The organism is Sediminibacterium soli (assembly GCF_009939225.1).
In the GTDB taxonomy this organism is placed as follows: Bacteria; Bacteroidota; Bacteroidia; order Chitinophagales; family Chitinophagaceae; genus Sediminibacterium; species Sediminibacterium soli.
Genome location: NZ_JAACJR010000010.1, coordinates 50,729 through 69,364 on the forward strand (window position 1 = coordinate 50,729; position 18,636 = coordinate 69,364).

Consider the following 18,636-nt stretch of genomic DNA (forward strand, 5'->3'; position numbering starts at 1 on the left):
TGCAAAGGATGTCTCAGGGCATCCTTTTTTGTTTCAGGTAATCGTTCACCAGGGTTTCTATTTCCGCTTTTTCTACGGCTTGCTGCCGGTTATCGAGGTTGATCACGAATAAATAACCTGTTGTTCCCGGTGTGGAAACAAAGGCGTTGGCAAGACGTAACTGCTCGCTTTGTATAATGGTTCCGGCAGACCTGCTCCATAACTCGGGTGCGCAAAGACAGCCCATAGTGGGTGTCAGAGGATAATAGGGTTTGTCCTTGTAATAGTCCGGATCGATGGTCGTGCCATGGGCAATGATCTCCGTACGCCCGATATGCCCGGCAGTATACGCTTCCATCATGGGCGCATAGCTGCGCCAGGAAGGAGGGAGCAGCGCCAGGTAATTGACCAGCGGCGACTGCAGGGAATCGTAAACACCATGCCAGTAAAGGCTGTCTGTTTCGCCGGGCAGGATCAGTTGCAGATTCGGTGTGGGGCCGATCAGGTGGTTATGCGATACCCCGGTTCCCTGTATGCTGTAAATACCCTGTGGCGTGCTTCCGTTGGTGATGAAAAAAGGAAGATTGGACGCCGATCGCGCCAGTTGCCGGAACATCAGCAGCCTGCCCTCACTGTCGCTTGCAAAATTCCCGTCTTCCAGCTGAACGATCGCAAGACCGGGCCAGTCGCGGTTCCATCGCTGGAAAGAATATACGGCCTTGATACCGTTTTGCCGGTTATACGAGAAAAGCCCGGCGAGGTTTGGTCTCGGGGTTTTCCGCAATGCCGGCTGGTTTTGCAGGTAACTGTCGAGCGCAGACAATATGGGGATCGTTGCATACAGCGGAAAACGCTGGTACAGCTGCTGCCGGATAGTGTTGGCACTGAATGCCGAACTGTCAGCACGATATAGATAGACTGCCTGCATGGCAAACAGTTTAGGGTCCGTTTCGGTTCTGATCAGCTGTTGTATTGTCTGCAGAAAAAGCGAGGGATACACGCCGTAGACCGCTTCGATCAATGCTTTTCTGGTGGAGATGTCCAGCGCGGTATACTGATCGAATAATGTCCGGAATCCTTTTTCTATCTGCGGCGATGCAAGTAAAAACTGCGAGATGGCCCAGCAGGCTTCGCGGTAGCTGTCTTCGGTATTGCTGTCGAGCGGTTGCGCAAAAGCCCCGTTGATCGTTCTCTCGCGCATATTTTTATCAAACGCCAGCCTCCGCTGGTTCAATACGAAATCAGAATGTATCTGTTCAGGGAGAAACTGCGCAAATGAAACGGTTGCAGCGAACAGGCACAGCAGGGATAAGAAATACCTCATTTTGTAAAATTACCAAATCACTGCAGCTATTGTGCCAATCATGCGCAGGAGAGGATTTGGCGAAACGTTTTATCTTGCTCTCAAAATAAATCCCGTGCAGGTATTCAGCTACGATCATCTATATACGTTCACATACAACACTTTCAGGAAAATAGGTTGTTCGCAGGAACACGCGGACACAGCGGCTACCGGATTGCTGGCGGCAGACCTGCGGGGCATTGACAGCCATGGTGTGGCCAGGCTTACCGGATACGTACGTTTATGGGAAGCGGGAAGGATCAATGCATCGCCGGATATAAGGATCGTTCATGAAACACCATCCACCGCCGTGGTGGATGGTGATGCCGGGCTGGGACTGGTGGTAGCGCCTTTTGCCATGCAGACGGCGATCGGCAAAGCCAGGAACGCGGGCACCGGATGGGTAAGTGTGAGGAACTCCAATCATTTCGGTATTGCGGGTCACCATGCCATGATGGCGCTGCCATACGATATGATCGGTATGGCCATGACGAATGCCAGCGCCCTGGTGGCGCCCACTTTTTCAACCGAACGCATGCTGGGTACCAATCCCATCGCGGTGGCCATTCCGGCAGGCAGCCAGCCGCCGTTTGTTGCGGATTTTGCCACCACAACCGCCGCCAACGGCAAGCTGGAAATACTGCAGCGCAAAAACGAGGATACGCCCCTGGGCTGGGTGCAGGATAAAGAAGCCAATCCATCCACCGATGCCAATATCCTCAAAAAACAGGGAGCCCTTCTTCCGCTTGGCAGCGATCGCGAGCACGGCAGTCACAAAGGATATGCACTGGGCAGCATCGTCGATATCTTTTCTGCCGTGTTAAGCGGCGGATCGTACGGTCCCTGGGCGCCGCCATTTCCCGCCTATGTGCCTATGCCGGAAAATATGCCCGGGCAGGGACTGGGTCATTTTTTTGGTGCGATGCGTGTGGACGCGTTCAGACCTGCGGAGGAATTCAAACACCATATGGATAACTGGATCACCCGTTTCCGCGCAGCGAAACCGGCAGAAGGCCATGAAAAAGTGCTGATACCCGGCGATCCCGAAAGAGAAGCGGAGCAGGCCCGCAAAAAAGAGGGGATACCGCTGGCAGACAGCGTTGCTGCCGATCTTACGCAGCTGGGAGCCAGGTTTGGGTTGGTATTATGAACCCGTTTTTCGGGTTGATTTTTCCTGCCGGACTTTTCACATTCCCTTACATTTGCACTCAATTGTCTATTAAAATTGTAGGAGTTTGCGGAACATGCCATAATAAGCCGGCAATCGCTATCCAACCATAAAAACAAAAAATATAACAGATGAAAGTTATGAAGTTCGGCGGTACCAGTGTGGGTAAGCCGGAACGTATGCACGAAGTGGCACAGCTGATTACCCGGGATGCAGAACCCAAGATCGTTGTGCTGAGCGCATTGAGCGGTACCACCAACGCATTGGTGGAGATCAGCAACAGTTTGTCTGCCGGCGATCGCACGGCCGCCAAAGAAAAAATAGATCTGCTGGAAGCGCATTACCGCAAATTTATCCTGGACCTGGTGCAGCAGGAGGATAAACGCGCCAGGGCAAATGCGATCATTTCCGAACATTTTGAGTTCCTCAATATCATACTCCGCATTTCTTTCAGCGAAGCCTTGTACAAAGACATACTTGCCCAGGGTGAACTGATGAGCACCAAAATGTTCAGCGTATACCTCGAGGAAAAAGGGATCGATCATATGCTGCTGCCGGCACTGGAATTTATGTCGATCGATATCCACGAAGAACCGCAGTTGCTGAATATCCGGGCAAAGTTGAACCAGTTATTGCAGCAGCATAAAGACAAGCCGCTGTTTATTACACAGGGGTATATCTGCCGCAATGCAAAGGGCGAGGTAGACAACCTGAAACGTGGCGGTAGCGATTACACCGCTTCACTGGTGGCGGCTGCAGCCAATGCATCTGTTTGTGAGATATGGACAGATATAGATGGCATGCATAACAACGATCCGCGTGTGGTAGACAAAACCGTTGCGATAAAACAACTGAGTTTTGATGAAGCAGCGGAACTGGCATATTTCGGCGCCAAGATCCTGCACCCCACCTGTATCTGGCCGGCGCAGCAGGAAAACGTGCCGGTAAAACTGCTGAACACCATGCAGCCCGAAGCAGCCGGCACGGTTATCACCAAGGAAGCCGGCAGTGTGGGTGTAAAAGCCGTGGCGGCAAAAGACGGTATTATTGCCATCAAGATCAAGAGCAGCCGCATGCTGCTGGCCTATGGTTTTCTGCGCAAAGTGTTTGAGGTGTTCGAGAAATACCATACACCCATCGATATGATCACCACTTCGGAAGTGGCCGTATCCGTAACCATCGATTCGGATGCCGCTTTGGCCAAGATCGTAAAGGAACTGGAGCCGTTCGGCACCGTGGAAGTAGAAAAGAACCAGACGATCGTTTCCATCGTAGGCAATGAGATCGAGCAGACCGAAGGCGTATTGCCCAGGCTGTTTGAAGCCATCAGGGAAATACCGGTAACGATGGTCAGCTATGGCGGCAGCCCGCACAATATTTCCCTGCTGCTGCCAAGCGGGCACAAACAAAAAACACTGCAGCTGCTGAACAAAGGACTCTTCGGCCTGTAAACAAACGCTATTCGTCGATAAAAACCGCTGCACTACGCAGCGGTTTTTTTATGTCGCAATCTTTGCAGTATCTTTCAAAACTAAAATTATAGTTGTTGAAGGGGATTTGTTTTTTACTGCTGCTTCTGGGTGGCTGCCGGATGGTGCAGGCGCAGGGTGTATTGAAAGGAAGGGTAACCACCACCGATACGCATAAACCGGTTGCGCTTGCAAACGTGTACCTGAGCAATACCGCGATCGGCACGCTCACGAACGATAACGGCGAATTCACCCTTTCCGCCTTTCCCCCGGGCCGGTACGAACTGGTGGTTTCGTATATCGGGTACGAGACATATACCGTTCCGCTTTTTTCTTCGCGGTTGCCTTCATTTCTCAATATTGTACTGAAGCCAAAAGTAAATATGCTGCAGGAAGTAATATTGATCCCTTATGAAAAGAACGGTTGGGAAAAATGGGGTGTTTTCTTTGCAGATAATTTCATTGGTACTTCAGCATTTGCACAACAATGCAGTTTATTGAATAAGGAAGCTGTCAAATTCCGGTTCGATAAAAAGAAAAACCTGTTACAGGCATTTGCGGATGAGACGCTGCTGTTCGAAAACAGCGCACTTGGTTACAAAATCAAATATGACCTTATCAGTTTTGAGTATGATTTTACACAGCGTCTCTTCGTTTACAAGGGATATCCTTTTTTTGAGGAGATGCAAACCTCTCGGAAAGGATTACAACGCAGATGGGCGCAACGGCGCGAAGATGCTTATAAGGGTTCACTGATGCAGTTTATGCGCAGTCTTTATCGCAACAGGCTTGTTGAAGACGGGTTCCAGGTAAGAAGATTGATCAAAATACCGGATGCGGAAAAGAAAAGAGTGCGTGATATTTACAGAATGGCCATACAAAAACCACAGGCTGATGGACGTATGATGATAAGCAATGCATTCGATGCTTTCCCGGCAGATACGGCTGCTTATTATCGCCAGGTGCTGCAAGAGCCAGACAAACTGAATGTACTCATTGATCGCGTGTTGCCAGGTGATAGCATCGCATATGCAGTTGACAGCGTAACTGCAGGGCTTTATTTTACAGAACACCTGCAGGTTATATATCCTTCTAAAAATATGCCGGATGAATTCTTTAGTAAATACGTTGTTTCTTCCCACCCGGTACTTAAAAAGCCTGTTACCTCAGAAGCAACAATAATAACCGGTCAGCCGATCAATGTATTGGCCAATGGCAGCTATTATGAAGGAACAGGATTGATTATCTCGGGTTACTGGGGCTGGTGGGAGAAGATCGGGAATATGTTGCCGTATAATTATGAGCCTCTCAGGCCGTTAAAAAATAAAGGCACCTATTTCATTAAGCGACCATCTGACTACCATTTCTGGAAATGAATTATCCGTTATTCTTTCTATATTAGTTGTCGTTAGCCTCATGGATTACCGATTGCTTGATGACGAAATACTGGTAAAACTGCTGCGGGCGGAAGACAAAGCCGCTTTCAAAGAGATTTACAACCGGCACTGGAAAAAAGTGTTCGAGTCAGCATACTATCGTCTCGGTTCAACCGATATGGCGAAAGAATTGGTACAGAACCTGTTTCTATATATCTGGGAAAAAAGAAGCACACTTGCCATCGCCAACCTGCCATCCTATCTCCAAGCCGCTATTAAGAACAGGGTAATCAATCATGTTGAAAAGGAATTGGTGCAGAAAAAATACCAGCAGCGGGTATTGGATATTCAGGGTCATCAACATACGGATATGGAAGCCGGTCTGGATTACCATGAACTTGACCGGGCTTTTAGAAAAGCTGTACTTCAGCTTCCTCCCAAAACAAGAAGTGTTTTTGAAATGAGCCGCTTCGAGCACCTGCCCATAAAAGAAATCGCCGCCAGGCTCGGTATTTCTGAAAAGGCTGTGGAATACCATATCACCTCTTCTCTTAAGATACTCAGGATCAGCCTGAAAGACTTTATGATTCCCTGTTTTGTTGCCGGTGCAATAAGCTATTTGCTATCAGCCTAAAAAAAAAATTGATCACTCATTTAGGGTAAAAGCGCTGTAGCCTGTCTTTAATTAACACGGTAAAATGTATGCTCCATGAACAGGTCTGATTTTAAACAAATGCTGAAAAGATACATTGCAGGCACGGCCAGCGATTCGGAAAAAGTAATGATCGATCACTGGTACGAACTGTTGTATAATGATAATATCCGTTCGTTAAATGAAGAAGAACTGGCTATTGTAGAACAGGAGATATGGCAGGAGATAGAACAGGATAATACATTTAAACATAGTACGACTATCCAGGAAAAAACACCGGTCCGTAATCTTTTTATCCGCTGGGTAGCGGCTGCGGCAATGCTTGCCGGTTTGATATTCGGTATTCGCGCTATTCTGCCTGCACACAACGATACAACTGCTTACCAGGAGGGTAAAAAAGAAAAAGGGCTTATTGAAGCTGTTAATACAAACGGCCAAAGCCGGAAAGTATTGTTACCCGACGGCAGTACCGTAACCCTGCAGCCACTTGCAAGACTTGCTTATCCTAACCAGTTTTCATCAGATAAAAGAGAAGTCTATCTTGAAGGGGAGGCCTTCTTCCAGGTAACAAAAAATCCCGCGAAGCCTTTTCTCGTGCATAGCGGTAACCTGCTGACACAAGTATTGGGTACCAGTTTTACCATAAAGCCGGATAAAATATCCAATAAAATAACAGTTGCGGTGAAGACAGGCAAAGTGGCTGTTTTTGAAGATAACAACCAGGTGAAACTGAATACAGACCAGCTTAAGAATAACGGCGCGATTATTACACCCAACCAGAAAGTAATTTATGATGCAGGCAGCCGAAATTTTATCACCTCACTGGTAGAGAATCCTGAGCCTGTGATAATTGAAAGTAAAACGCCCGTGACTCCTTCTTCTTTTTCATTTAATGATGCCAATCTCGCCACCGTACTGGATGCTATCAGCAAGGTATATGAAATCGATATTATGGTGGAGAATGAATTGATCTATCACTGTCTTTTCACAGGTAACCTGTCGCAGCAGACCCTGTATGAGAAGCTGGATCTGATCTGCCAGTCTACCGGTCATCAATATGAAATCAAAGGAACTAAAATACTTATCAAAGGAAAAGGTTGCCAGTAACCATTTAATTCATCCGCCTAAAACAACTGCCATATGATACCGCTATTCTATTCTTCTGCGTAACCAGTAATCAACACCAATAAAAAAGCCGGCAATAGTACCAGTATTGCCAGCTGCAATCCCGGTTTTACCCGGGAAGATTTTTGTCTGCATCATTATTCAAACAAAAACAATTGAAGTTATGAAAAAATCACGATTGCTGAATGCAATTGCTTTTTGCATGAAACTAATTGCCATACAAATAGTTCTCTCTGCAACCTTTACCCTTGCCGTTTTTGCCAAAAAGGCCGAAGGCCAGGGGGTGCTGGATAAATTGATAACCCTGGATATTAAGAACGAAGAAGTGAAAAACGTGATCACCGAAATCAAAAAGAAAACGGAGGTCGAATTTATTTTCAGTTCTACATCTATACAGGCCAATAGGAAGATTTCCATTAAGGCAAATGATACGAAGCTTAAATATGTACTTGATGAAATCGTTAAGTCGCTTGGTATCGCTTATAAAGTAGTGAACGAACAGGTGCTGCTTTATAAAATTGATGGCGATAACGTAACCTTGCTTATTCTTGAACCTGCAGGTAAAAAAGATCCCAGTTCTGTATCGGGAGTAGTTACTAATGCGGTTACCAACGAGGCGCTTACCGGGGCGAGTGTTACTGTTAAAGGGAAAAAGAAAACAGTTACCACTAATAACGAAGGAAAATTTACCATTGATGCGCAACCCGGTGATGTGCTTGTTGTTTCCTATGTAGGTTATGCAACACAGGAAATGGAAGTAAAAGCTGATGGCTACTATGCCATTGCTCTGAAAGTGAGTGATGCAAATCTGAGTAATATTACCGTGATAGGCTCACGCGGTAAGCCGAGAACAGATGTGGAACGCCCTGTGCCCGTGGATGTGTTCTCTGCAAAAGATATTCAGAAGACAGGCCAGGTTGAACTGGCGCAGATGATCCATTTTTCTGCCCCTTCTTTCAATTCAACAAAACATGGTATCAGCAATGTAACTTCCTATGTAGACCCTGCTACTTTGCGCGGTCTCGGGCCGGATCAAACACTTGTACTTGTAAACGGGAAAAGACGCCACCAGTCTGCTGCACTTAATGTAAATAATGTGGTAGGACGAGGCAGTGTGGGAACAGATCTTAATGTAATACCGACAGGCGCTATTGAGCGTGTGGAAATTTTAAGAGATGGTGCTGCGGCGCAATATGGTTCAGATGCCATTGCCGGTATTATTAACCTGCAATTAAAGCGTAATGCAAGCGGCGGCAGTGTTACAGGACAATATGGTGTAACAAAGGAAGGTGATGGCAGAACCTATGAGCAAAGCGTCAACTTTGGATTGCCACTCGGTAAGAAGGGTGGTTTCTTTAATACCACTTTACAGTTTCATCATAACGATCCTACGGACCGGTCCGCGCCATATACAGCCAGGGTGTATAACAGCAACCAGGCGATTGATGATTCTATTATAGCCGCGCGTAAATTCAACAGGCAGATCGGCGGCACCAAATATGGTTTGTCGAAGAATACAACAGCCATCGTATTTTACAATGCAGAACTTCCGTTGCAGAATAACTGGGCTTTGTATTCTTTTGGAGGATATTCTAACAAGGATGTAACAGCGTATGGTTTTTTTCGTCCCCCATCCAATGCAAAAAGAAGGGTGTTAAATATTTATCCTAATGGTTATTCGCCGGTGTTTCCAGCCAATTTGCAGGATATCAGCACATCTGTTGGATTTAAAAAGAAAAGCATAGGTGGCTGGAATATGGATTTCAGCAACACGTATGGGCGCAACCACATAACACTTTATTCCAATACCACCGTTAACCCTTCTTATGGAGATGCTTCGCCAACCAGTTTCTTTGGCGGCGACCTGATCTTCAACCAGAATAGTACCAATGCTGATTTTTCAAGATCATTCACCAATATCAAAGGGATCAATTCACTTAACCTGTCTTTTGGCGCGGAGATGCGTATGGAACATTACCAGATCAACCAGGGCGATGATCCTTCCTGGAGAAAAGGCTCATTGCAAAATACAGATGTGGGTGCAAGTGGCAGGGAAGGTTTTGCTGATGTAAATGCAGTAAGCAAGAACCGGAGTAATATTGGACTATATACGGATGTCGAGAGTGATATCACGGATAAATTATTGTTAAGCGCGGCCCTGCGTTTTGAAAATTACAGCGATTTCGGTGCGAACCTTTCGGGTAAATTTTCAGCGAGGTATAAACTGAGCAATAATTTTTCGATCAGGGGATCTGTTAACCGCGGATTCAGGGCGCCATCTATGCACCAGCTTTATTACAGCAATAATGCGGATGCGCAATGGCTTACCATTAATGGCGTATTCGATGCTTACCCGATCGGCCATTTGCGGAACGATAATAAATATGTACAGCAACTGGGAGTGGGGAACTTAAAGGCGGAAACTTCCCTCGATTTCAATGCCGGCTTTACGCTGCAGGTGGCAAGAAAATGGTTAATGACGGTTGATGCTTATCAAATAGATATCAATAACAGAGTGGCGATATCTGCACAACTGGATGCTACAACACCAGCTATGGCGCCCATCTTTAACGGATCGGGATATGCATTGGTTCAGTTCTTTTCCAATGCGCTTGATACACGCACAAAGGGACTTGATATCGTAACTACCTATACAGAAAAATTTGCACCGGATCATGAACTTATCCTGAACGGCGCGTTGATGCTGAACGAAACAAAACTCAAGGGTAATATCAGAACGCCTGATAAACTGGCCAGCGTGGGCAATGCTCTCGTAGACAGGGTAACACTGGGCCTGATTGAAGTGGCACAGCCACGCAATAAAATGATCTTGTCGGCGAACTATCGATATAAAAAAATCGAGGGTCTGCTGCGTGCAACACGATTTGGAGAAGTAACAGCGAGACAAAGCGATCCTGCAAATGATCAGACCTTTGGCGCTAAAGTGATCACCGATGCATCGCTCACATGGCATATTAACCCAAGGATATCGTGGAGTATCGGCGGCAATAATATCGGCAATGTATATCCTGATAAGATTGCATTGGCATCGCTTACAGGTTCCGGACAAACTCCTTATACCCGATTTACTTCGCAGTTCGGGTTTATGGGAGCCTATTATTATACTTCAGTGAGAATTGGGTTTTAAATGTAGATAGTCCATAGTCCATGGTCCATCGTCTATGGACCATGGACTAATAATGCAAACTCGTCACATGAACAATATGCTTGCCAATACGAATGATGCAATAACGGGTTCTAAAAAAACCTTCTTTAAGAAACGTTACCAGGTATTAGCGGTACTATGTTTACTTGCGATCATTACTTATCTCGACAGAACAGCTGCATCTGTTGCAGAGCATGGCATTACAGATAGTTTTCAGCTTACAGAAAAACAGTTTGGCTGGCTTCATGCTGTTTTTTCCATTGCCTATGGATTGTTCCAGATACCATCGGGTTGGATTGGAGATAAGTTTGGCGCAAAAAAAGTATTGCTGTTCATTGTGCTGTGGTGGAGCGGGTTTACTTTGCTGACCGGCCTGTCTGCCACTTTTACTGCTATGCTGGTTATCCGGTTTTTATTTGCAGCGGGTGAAGCCGGTGCATTTCCCAATATTTCCATTGCTATTTCCAAATGGTTCCCTGCCACAGAGAGAGCGAGAGCGCAATCATTTGTCTGGATGTGTACCCGTATGGGAGGAGCGCTGGCGCCTGTCATCATTATTCCTGTTATGGATCAATGGGGGTGGCATATGGTCTTTTATAGTTTTGGTGTGATAGGAATCGCATGGGCTTTGTTATGGTATTTCTTTTTCAGGGAAGAGCCTGCACAAATGCCGGGCATCTCAAACGAGGAACTGATAGAGATAGAAAGCTCACGCAGGCTGAAGAAATCGCATGGCCTGTTATCATTCAGGAAACTTGCATCTGACAGGAACCTATGGGCAATTATGCTGATGTATTGTTTATACATGTTTGGCGCTTATTTCTATTTATCATGGTTGCCCAAATACCTTCGCCAGGGTCGTGGCTTTGATATGAAGCAATCGGGTTTTATAGCGCTTCCTTTTATACTTGGTGCACTGGGCTGTTTATTGGGCGGGTTCTCTACCGATTATCTCTGTAAGAAAATAGGTGTGAGATGGGGGAGAAGAAGTGTAGCGTTTACGGGGTTGCTATTAGCCGGCTTGTGTATTATCGGCGCTGCATTATCACCCGGTAATATGGGTTGCATTGCATTCTTGTCGGCAGGATTATTTTTCAAGGATTTTACATTGCCTGTATCGTGGACTGTATCGGCAGATATCGGCGGCAAACATGCAGGCGCTATAACAGGGAGCATGCATATGTTTGGTCAGATCGGTTCAACCTTAATGTCGTTGGGGTTTGGTTATGTTGTACAGGAAACCGGGAACTGGAATCTTCCTATGATCGGTATTGGAATACTGGTATTATGCAGCGGATTGTTGTGGCTTTGTATTGACGCCACGAAAAGCATAGAGGAGTGAGATAATTAATAATTAACAATTAGTAATTAATAATTAGGTGTGACTTCAATTATTAATTACTAATTGTTAATTATTAATTCCCCTACAGTATCAGTAATGCATCACCATAACTAAAGAACCTGTATTTGTCCTTAATAGCTTTTTTGTACGCTTCCATGGCGAGATCATAGCCGGCGAATGCGCAGGTCATGATCAGCAGGCTGGTCTTTGGCAGATGGAAATTGGTAACCAGGCTGTCGGCTACATTGAAATTATACGGTGGGTGGATAAAATGGTTGGTCCATCCCTCGCTGGGCTTCAGCAGTTTTTGTGCGGTGAAGCTGCTTTCCATTGCGCGCATGGTGGTGGTGCCAACGGAGCAGATGCGGTGCCCTGTTTCTTTCGCTTTGTTCACGATATCGCAGGCCTGTTTATCGATCGCATAATATTCCGCATCCATTTTGTGTTTGCTGAGGTCCTCCACTTCGATGGGGCGGAAGGTACCGAGACCGGTGTGCAGCGTAACTTCTGCAAAACGGATACCCTGTATCTCGCAGCGTTTGATCAGTTCGCGGCTGAAATGCAGACCCGCCGTGGGCGCGGCTACCGCACCTTCGTATTTTGCGTAAACGGTCTGGTAACGCTCTTTGTCTTCATCGTCGGGTTTGCGCTTGATGTATTTGGGAAGCGGTGTTTCTCCCAGATGCTCCAGCATTTTTTTGAAACTTTCATCATCTTCCTCCCAGAGAAAACGGATGGTACGCCCGCGGCTGGTGGTATTATCGATCACTTCGGCCACCAGTTCTTCGTTCTCTCCAAAATATAATTTGTTGCCCACACGGATCTTTCTTGCGGGATCAACGATCACATCCCAAAGCCGGTTGGGTTTGTTCAGTTCCCTGAGCAGGAATACTTCGATCTTGGCGCCGGTCTTCTCCTTGCGGCCGTACATCCTTGCGGGGAATACCTTGGTGTTGTTTACGACAAAAACATCTTTGTCGTCAAAATACTCGAGAATGTCGCGGAAATGCTTGTTCTCCATGTGTCCGCTCTTACGGTCAACCACCATCATGCGACTGTCTTCGCGTTTCTTGGTCGGGTTCTGTGCAATCAGGTTGAGCGGAAGGTCAAACTTGAACTGGGATAATTTCATGTGTCTAATCCTGTTTTAAAGATGATAGCCACATTAAGTCCGTCGTACCCCGTCAAAAAAACGGGATAAAAATCGACTGGCTTCATGTTACGGCATGAATTTAGAAGTCGGCAAAGGTACAATAACATAGGTAATCAACCAATTTATATTGATTATCAACTGTTAACGGACTGTCAAACAGCCATGCGGGGAATGGAGTCGATCAACCGGCGCGTATAGGCGGTTTTTGGGTTGCGATACAGTTCTTCCGCTTCGCCGATCTCTTCGATCCTGCCCCTGTTCATCACCATGATCCTGTCGCTGATATACCGTACCACCGAAAGATCGTGTGAAATAAAAATCGCGGTGAACCCGAATTCTTTTTTCAGGTCGTTCAGCAGATTGAGCACCTGCGCCTGTACGCTTACATCCAGTGCCGATACGCTTTCATCGCATACCACAAATGAAGGCTCCAATGCCAATGCCCTTGCGATAACGATCCGCTGTCTCTGCCCGCCGCTGAATTCATGCGGGTAACGGTGGTAATGTGCGGCGGCAAGTCCGACTTTTTCCAGCAGTTCGATCGTTTTTTCCTTTCTTGCTTTTGCGGTGTGGGCTATCCGGTGCACCAGCAAGGGCTCCGCTATGGCATCGCCTATGGATATCCTCGGGTTCAGCGAAGCATAAGGATCCTGGAAAACAACCTGCATGTCTTTCCGCAATAACTGCATTTCCCTTGCAGAGCAGCGAAGCAGGTCCTTTCCCCGATATTCCAGCTTACCGGCGGTTGGTTCTGTCAGCCGCAGTATAGCCCGGCCAAGTGTGCTTTTGCCGCAACCGGATTCGCCCACCAGTCCCAGTGTTTCGCCTTCCCGTACGGTAAAACTGACACCGTCTACGGCATGTATATAGGTTTTCGGATTGCCCAGCCAGTTCCTTGTAGCGGGGAAGGATACTTTCAGATCGGTAACAGCAAGCAGGGTATCCGCAGACCGCGTTGCACCGTCATGTATTTTTTGCGGGTGAACCGAAGCGTTTTTTTCACTGGTGCTGCCATCCGCATCCGTTTCCATAAAATCTGCCACAACGGGCAATCGCTCACCCCTGGTGTGCAATGCCGGGCGGCAGGCGAGCAGGGCTTTTGTATAAGGGTGCTGCGGCGAACGGAAGAGACTGTCTGTTGCCGCCTGCTCCACAATGGCTCCTTTGTACATAACGGCCACCCTGTCTGCGATCTCGGCCACCACGCTGAGGTCATGCGTGATAAAAATTACACCCATATCGTTCTGCTGCTGCAATTCCTTGATCAGCTGCAGTATGTTTTTCTGCACGGTAACATCCAGCGCGGTGGTGGGCTCATCGCAGATCAGCAGCGAGGGTTCGCAGCTCATGGCCATGGCAATCATCACGCGCTGTTTTTGTCCGCCGCTTAACTGGTGCGGGTACCTGTCAAACAGCAGCACCGGGTCGGGCAGTTGTACGCGTTCGAACAGCGCCAGCGTTTGTTGTCTGGCGGCGGCGGCCGATAACCGGTTATGGCAGCGGATGGCTTCGGCTACCTGGAACCCGCAGGTGAGCACGGGGTTTAAAGAGGTCATGGGCTCCTGGAAGATCATGGCGATCTTTTGGCCGCGTAAGGAAGCCAGTTCTTCCTCCGGCAACTGCAGCAGGCTATGGTTTTGCCCGTTATTGTTGAACAATATCCTGCCCGACGTGTAAACGGCGGGTGGTGAGGGCAAGAGCTGCAGTACAGACAGCGAGGTGACCGATTTACCCGAGCCCGATTCGCCTACGATCGCCAGGATCTCGCCCCGGTTTACAGATATGGTAATATTGCTTAATGCGTTTGCCGTTCCGCCGGGTGTGATGAAAGCAACGGACAAATCCTCTATTTTCAACAAGGGATCGGGCATGGGTAAATATACTGGATGCAATGATCAACCATTTCAAAATTTCCCAATTTCAGGGGCCCAAAATGTTATCCTTGTCTTGTTTGCCGTAGTTTTGCGCACAATTGTTAGTTTTTGTGCGGGTGATCATTTAAAACTCAGATCATGATTCGGCAATCCTGGTGGAAAATACTGGCTTCTGTATTGCTTGTATATGTTTGTTCTTATGGCTTTATCGTGCAGATACCTTCTCCGCCGGGCGTTCCGCTGAAAGAAACCATCCGCAACCTCTTCTTTCATGTACCGATGTGGATAGCGATGATGGTATGTTTTACCGTGTCTGTGGTATATGCGATCAGGTACCTGCGCAGCCAGTCCTATAAAGACGAGATCTATTCCACCGAATTTGTCCGTACGGGTACGGTGCTGGGCATACTGGGTTTGCTTACGGGAATGATATGGGCCAATTACCAATGGGGCAAGGCCTGGACCGGCGATGCCAAACTCAACGGCACAGCCATCGCGCTGCTGATCTATTTTGCCTATTTCGTTTTGAAAGGAAGCCTGCAGGACGAAGTAAAGCAGGCCAGGATCGGATCGGTGTATAACATCTTCGCGTATTTTATGCTCTTTCCCTGTATCTGGATCTTGCCCCGCCTGGTGGAAAGCCTGCATCCGGGCGGAATGGGTAACGAGGGCAACCCGGGACTGAATCCGAAAGACACTTCCAACCCGATGCGTTTGGTGATGTACCCAGCCTTTATCGGGTGGACTTTATTAAGCGTATGGATCAGCACACTGCGTATCCGTGTGCGTATACTTCAGCAAAAAAGACTGTCACATGAATAAGTTGAAAAAACTGGCTGCACTCATCCTGTTGTCTGTGATGAGCATTGCCGCCTATGCACAAACCGATAACGACAACGCCGATATCATGCGCAGCAACGGCAAGATATACGTGGTGGTGGCCGTAGTGCTCGTCATACTTGCCGGGTTACTGTTGTATGTAGTCAGTCTCGACAGGAAAATATCCCGGCTCGAGAAAAACAAGTAACCCAGACCGCGGCGCCTGTCTGGGGCCGGTGATCCTGTAAAAACTTTTTTAAAACGATAGCTCATGTCAAGTCAACAACCCTACAGCTTTTTTCACAGTGTAGAAAAGAGTTTTGATAAGGCTGCCCAGTTCACCAAATGGGAAAAAGGACTGCTGGAACAGATCAAAGCCTGCAACAGCATCTACAGTATGCGTTTCCCGGTGAAAATGGACGACGGCCGTATCGAAGTAATCGAGGCATACCGTGTACAGCATTCACAGCATAAAACACCGTGTAAAGGCGGTATCCGTTTCAGTAATGAAGTGAACCAGGATGAAGTGATGGCCCTCGCCGCACTGATGACCTACAAATGCGCCATCGTGAATGTGCCGTTTGGCGGAGGTAAAGGCGGTATCAGGATCAACCCGCGTTCGTTCAGTGCCTACGAACTGGAGAAGATCACACGCCGCTATACCAGCGAACTGGTAAAAAAGAATTTTATCGGACCCGGTATCGATGTGCCGGCGCCGGATTATGGCACCGGTGAAAGAGAGATGGCCTGGATCGTAGACACCTACCAATCGCTGAAACCCGGTGAGATTGATGCTGCCGGTTGTGTCACCGGTAAGCCGGTTTCACAGGGTGGCGTGCGTGGCCGCAAGGAAGCAACCGGTCTCGGTGTTTTCTTTGGCATCCGCGAAGTGTGCAGTATGCCTGAGGTAATGCAAAGACTCGGACTGACCATAGGAGTGGAAGGTAAACGCGTGATCGTTCAGGGACTTGGCAATGTGGGTTACCACAGCGCCAAATTCTTCCGCGAGCATGGATCGAAGATCATAGCCATTGCAGAATACGAAGGCGCTATTTATAATGAAGCCGGTCTGAACGAAGAGGAAGTGTTCCAGCACAGAAAAGCCACCGGCTCTATTCTGAATTTCCCCGGTGCCACCAATCTTGCGAAAAGCACGGATGCACTGGAAACAGAATGTGATATCCTGATCCCGGCGGCACTGGAGAATGTGATCAATGGTGAGAACGCGCCAAGGGTGAAAGCAAAGATCATCGGCGAAGCCGCCAATGGTCCGCTGACACCCGAGGCAGATGAAGTGTTTGCTTCAAAAGGTATCCTTGTGGTGCCCGATATGTACCTCAATGCCGGCGGTGTAACGGTTTCTTATTTTGAGTGGCTGAAGAACCTGAGCCATGTGCGTTACGGCCGTATGGAAAAAAGATTCACAGAGAACCTGAACACGCATATCCTGGACCAGATCGAAGGACTGACCGGCAAATCGGTATCGGACAGTGAGCGTAAGTTCATCAAACACGGTCCGGAAGAAGTGGATCTTGTACACAGCGGTCTTGAAGAAACCATGATCACCGCCACCCGCGAAATCATGGAAATCTGGAAAGCCAACCCCGCCATCCCCGATATGAGAACCGCCGCCTATGTGTGCGCGATCAATAAAGTGGGAACATCGTATACAGAACTGGGAATATTCCCATAACGGCTGTCGAACAGAGAAGCAGGGAATATCGAAATATTGTCCGATCGGTATTTGGCAGTCCTTGTTTCTCTGTTTATTATTCAGCCATCTCCGGGTATCCCGGAAATTCTTCTTCCATTTCCGCTTTGCCTTCTTTCAGGCTGAACACAAATACTTCCACGCCATTGGTAATGACGAGGTATTTTGTCTGCAGGCTGATGTTGTAATGCAGCGCCTGTCTGAGCACGGATTCGGTGATGGGTACGCTCATTTCCTTGCATTCGATCACCATCCAGGGGGTATTCCGGTGGTAGACAAGGATATCGAAACGTTTTCTGAGATCGCCGAGCGCTATTTCTTTTTCTATCGCGATCAGCGAGGCAGGGTATTGCCGCGTCTGCACCAGGTATTGCAATATGTTTTGCCGTACCCATTCTTCGGGTGTTAGGCGTACCCATTGTTTCCGGAAGGCATCAAAGATCTGCTCTTTATCATCCTTTTCCCGGATGCGGAAATCCTGCGTAGGGTAGCTGATACGGACCATCGTTTGTTTATGGCTGCGATTTTTTGTATGTTAGCCAATTCATTTTTTCAAAGATACCGGTTGGTGTCTATCAAATTCAGCGTATGAAGACAAAAGAAGAGATCGTTAATAACTGGCTGCCGCGTTATACGGGGGAAAAGATCGAGAATTTCGGGAAGTATGTCCTGCTCACCAATTTCAGCAACTATGTGACCATGTTTGCAGAGTGGCATAATGTGGAGATCGTAGGCGCCGACAGGCCCATGCAATGCGCTACTGCGGATGGTATTACGATTATCAATTTCGGTATGGGCAGCCCGGGCGCCGCTACGGTGATGGACCTGCTCACTGCCATAGAACCTGAAGCTGTATTGTTCCTGGGTAAATGCGGGGGGTTAAAGAAAAGAAATAAGATCGGCGATCTGATATTACCCATTGCCGCTATCAGGGGAGAAGGTACGTCCAACGACTATTTTCCGCCCGAAGTGCCTGCGATGCCCGCATTTGCACTGCAGAAAGCGATCTCCACAACGATACGCGACTATAAAGTGGATTACTGGACCGGAACGGTGTATACCACCAACCGCCGCGTATGGGAGCACGATGAAGCTTTCAAGGAATACCTGACCCGGGTAAGGGCTTACGCGATCGATATGGAAACCGCTACGATCTTTATGGTGGGTTTCTTCAACAAAATTCCCACCGGTGCCCTGCTGCTGGTGAGCGACCAGCCCATGATCCCCGATGGGGTGAAAACAGAGGAGAGCGACAAAAAAGTAACCGCCCAATACGTTGAAAACCATCTCAAAATCGGCATCGACTCACTCAAGCAACTGATCAACAAAGGGCAGACAGTAAGGCATTTGCGGTTTTAATAATTTGAGAATTTGAAAACAGAGGTCAATGACAAATGGTTGTATTGTTGAATGGCTGTATTGCCTACTGGCAATAGAACAATGTAACCATTTAACCAGAT

General features: G+C 47.7%; 15 protein-coding genes and 1 pseudogene. 12 read left to right on the forward strand and 4 right to left on the reverse strand.

The genetic code is table 11. The features are described 5' to 3' along the window. Positions 1-13: 13 nt before the first annotated feature. Positions 14-1,303 (reverse strand): hypothetical protein, encoded by a 1,290-nt coding sequence (locus GWC94_RS15850; RefSeq protein ID WP_161836245.1) that lies wholly within the window; start codon positions 1,301-1,303, stop codon positions 14-16. A gap of 94 nt (positions 1,304-1,397) precedes the next feature. Between GWC94_RS15850 and GWC94_RS15855 the strand changes: the two genes are divergently transcribed. The 8 genes and pseudogenes from GWC94_RS15855 to GWC94_RS15885 all read left to right on the forward strand — a co-directional run bounded on the left by GWC94_RS15855 (position 1,398) and on the right by GWC94_RS15885 (position 11,619). Continuing rightward, on the forward strand, positions 1,398-2,471 hold the full coding sequence (locus tag GWC94_RS15855) for an Ldh family oxidoreductase (RefSeq protein WP_317163487.1): 1,074 nt from the start codon (positions 1,398-1,400) through the stop codon (positions 2,469-2,471). A gap of 149 nt (positions 2,472-2,620) precedes the next feature. After that, positions 2,621-3,940, forward strand: a complete 1,320-nt coding sequence (locus GWC94_RS15860; RefSeq protein ID WP_161836249.1) for an aspartate kinase — start codon at positions 2,621-2,623, stop codon at positions 3,938-3,940. 140 nt (positions 3,941-4,080) lie between these two features. Beyond that, positions 4,081-4,299, forward strand: a pseudogene (locus tag GWC94_RS17140) (carboxypeptidase-like regulatory domain-containing protein); the annotation flags it as partial. 42 nt (positions 4,300-4,341) lie between these two features. Further along, positions 4,342-5,334 (forward strand): hypothetical protein, encoded by a 993-nt coding sequence (locus GWC94_RS15865; RefSeq protein ID WP_235918591.1) that lies wholly within the window; start codon positions 4,342-4,344, stop codon positions 5,332-5,334. Positions 5,335-5,374: 40 nt separating this feature from the next. Continuing rightward, a complete protein-coding gene (locus tag GWC94_RS15870) occupies positions 5,375-5,968 on the forward strand; it encodes an RNA polymerase sigma-70 factor (protein WP_161836253.1) in 594 nt (197 codons plus the stop codon). 75 nt (positions 5,969-6,043) lie between these two features. Beyond that, complete coding sequence (locus tag GWC94_RS15875; protein ID WP_161836255.1) at positions 6,044-7,093, forward strand: FecR family protein; 1,050 nt, start codon at positions 6,044-6,046, stop codon at positions 7,091-7,093. A 181-nt stretch (positions 7,094-7,274) separates the two neighbouring features. Beyond that, the gene (locus GWC94_RS15880) at positions 7,275-10,259 is read left to right on the forward strand and encodes a TonB-dependent receptor (RefSeq protein ID WP_161836257.1); all 2,985 of its coding nucleotides are present in this window, start codon (positions 7,275-7,277) and stop codon (positions 10,257-10,259) included. Positions 10,260-10,326: 67 nt separating this feature from the next. Beyond that, on the forward strand, positions 10,327-11,619 hold the full coding sequence (locus tag GWC94_RS15885) for an MFS transporter (protein ID WP_161836259.1): 1,293 nt from the start codon (positions 10,327-10,329) through the stop codon (positions 11,617-11,619). Between the two features lie 82 nt (positions 11,620-11,701). Here the strand turns inward: GWC94_RS15885 and queA are convergent, their stop codons facing one another. Both queA and GWC94_RS15895 read right to left on the reverse strand, forming a co-directional pair. After that, the gene (gene queA, locus GWC94_RS15890) at positions 11,702-12,751 is read right to left on the reverse strand and encodes a tRNA preQ1(34) S-adenosylmethionine ribosyltransferase-isomerase QueA (protein WP_161836261.1); all 1,050 of its coding nucleotides are present in this window, start codon (positions 12,749-12,751) and stop codon (positions 11,702-11,704) included. Positions 12,752-12,924: 173 nt separating this feature from the next. Then, positions 12,925-14,613, reverse strand: a complete 1,689-nt coding sequence (locus GWC94_RS15895) for an ABC transporter ATP-binding protein (protein ID WP_235918592.1) — start codon at positions 14,611-14,613, stop codon at positions 12,925-12,927. Positions 14,614-14,784: 171 nt separating this feature from the next. Here GWC94_RS15895 and ccsA point away from each other — a divergent pair, with 171 nt between their 5' ends. The 3 genes from ccsA (at position 14,785) to GWC94_RS15910 (ending at position 17,158) form a co-directional block, all read left to right on the forward strand. Then, a complete protein-coding gene (gene ccsA, locus GWC94_RS15900; protein WP_202628848.1) occupies positions 14,785-15,468 on the forward strand; it encodes a cytochrome c biogenesis protein CcsA in 684 nt (227 codons plus the stop codon). Continuing rightward, positions 15,461-15,673: a CcmD family protein gene (locus GWC94_RS15905; RefSeq protein ID WP_202628849.1), complete on the forward strand. Its 213-nt coding sequence runs from the start codon at positions 15,461-15,463 to the stop codon at positions 15,671-15,673. Before ccsA ends, GWC94_RS15905 begins: the two co-directional genes overlap by 8 nt. A 63-nt stretch (positions 15,674-15,736) precedes the next feature. Beyond that, on the forward strand, positions 15,737-17,158 hold the full coding sequence (locus GWC94_RS15910) for a Glu/Leu/Phe/Val family dehydrogenase (protein WP_161836265.1): 1,422 nt from the start codon (positions 15,737-15,739) through the stop codon (positions 17,156-17,158). Positions 17,159-17,234: 76 nt separating this feature from the next. Here the strand turns inward: GWC94_RS15910 and GWC94_RS15915 are convergent, their stop codons facing one another. Then, on the reverse strand, positions 17,235-17,681 hold the full coding sequence (locus GWC94_RS15915; RefSeq protein WP_161836267.1) for a type I restriction enzyme HsdR N-terminal domain-containing protein: 447 nt from the start codon (positions 17,679-17,681) through the stop codon (positions 17,235-17,237). An 83-nt stretch (positions 17,682-17,764) separates the two neighbouring features. On the opposite strand from GWC94_RS15915, the gene GWC94_RS15920 reads away from it, so the two are divergent. After that, a complete protein-coding gene (locus tag GWC94_RS15920) occupies positions 17,765-18,535 on the forward strand; it encodes an AMP nucleosidase (RefSeq protein WP_161836269.1) in 771 nt (256 codons plus the stop codon). The last annotated feature ends 101 nt before the right edge of the window (positions 18,536-18,636 follow it).

Coding starts and splice junctions, on each gene's coding strand:
- GWC94_RS15920 (WP_161836269.1), top strand. CDS start 17,765: ATGAAGACAAAAGAAGAGATCGTTAATAACTGGCTGCCGCGTTATACG.
- GWC94_RS15905 (WP_202628849.1), top strand. CDS start 15,461: ATGAATAAGTTGAAAAAACTGGCTGCACTCATCCTGTTGTCTGTGATG.
- GWC94_RS15860 (WP_161836249.1), top strand. CDS start 2,621: ATGAAAGTTATGAAGTTCGGCGGTACCAGTGTGGGTAAGCCGGAACGT.
- GWC94_RS15885 (WP_161836259.1), top strand. CDS start 10,327: ATGAACAATATGCTTGCCAATACGAATGATGCAATAACGGGTTCTAAA.
- GWC94_RS15915 (WP_161836267.1), bottom strand. CDS start 17,681: ATGGTCCGTATCAGCTACCCTACGCAGGATTTCCGCATCCGGGAAAAG.
- GWC94_RS15880 (WP_161836257.1), top strand. CDS start 7,275: ATGAAAAAATCACGATTGCTGAATGCAATTGCTTTTTGCATGAAACTA.
- GWC94_RS15850 (WP_161836245.1), bottom strand. CDS start 1,303: ATGAGGTATTTCTTATCCCTGCTGTGCCTGTTCGCTGCAACCGTTTCA.
- GWC94_RS15875 (WP_161836255.1), top strand. CDS start 6,044: ATGAACAGGTCTGATTTTAAACAAATGCTGAAAAGATACATTGCAGGC.
- ccsA (WP_202628848.1), top strand. CDS start 14,785: ATGATTCGGCAATCCTGGTGGAAAATACTGGCTTCTGTATTGCTTGTA.
- GWC94_RS15865 (WP_235918591.1), top strand. CDS start 4,342: ATGCTGCAGGAAGTAATATTGATCCCTTATGAAAAGAACGGTTGGGAA.
- GWC94_RS15910 (WP_161836265.1), top strand. CDS start 15,737: ATGTCAAGTCAACAACCCTACAGCTTTTTTCACAGTGTAGAAAAGAGT.
- GWC94_RS15870 (WP_161836253.1), top strand. CDS start 5,375: ATGGATTACCGATTGCTTGATGACGAAATACTGGTAAAACTGCTGCGG.
- queA (WP_161836261.1), bottom strand. CDS start 12,751: ATGAAATTATCCCAGTTCAAGTTTGACCTTCCGCTCAACCTGATTGCA.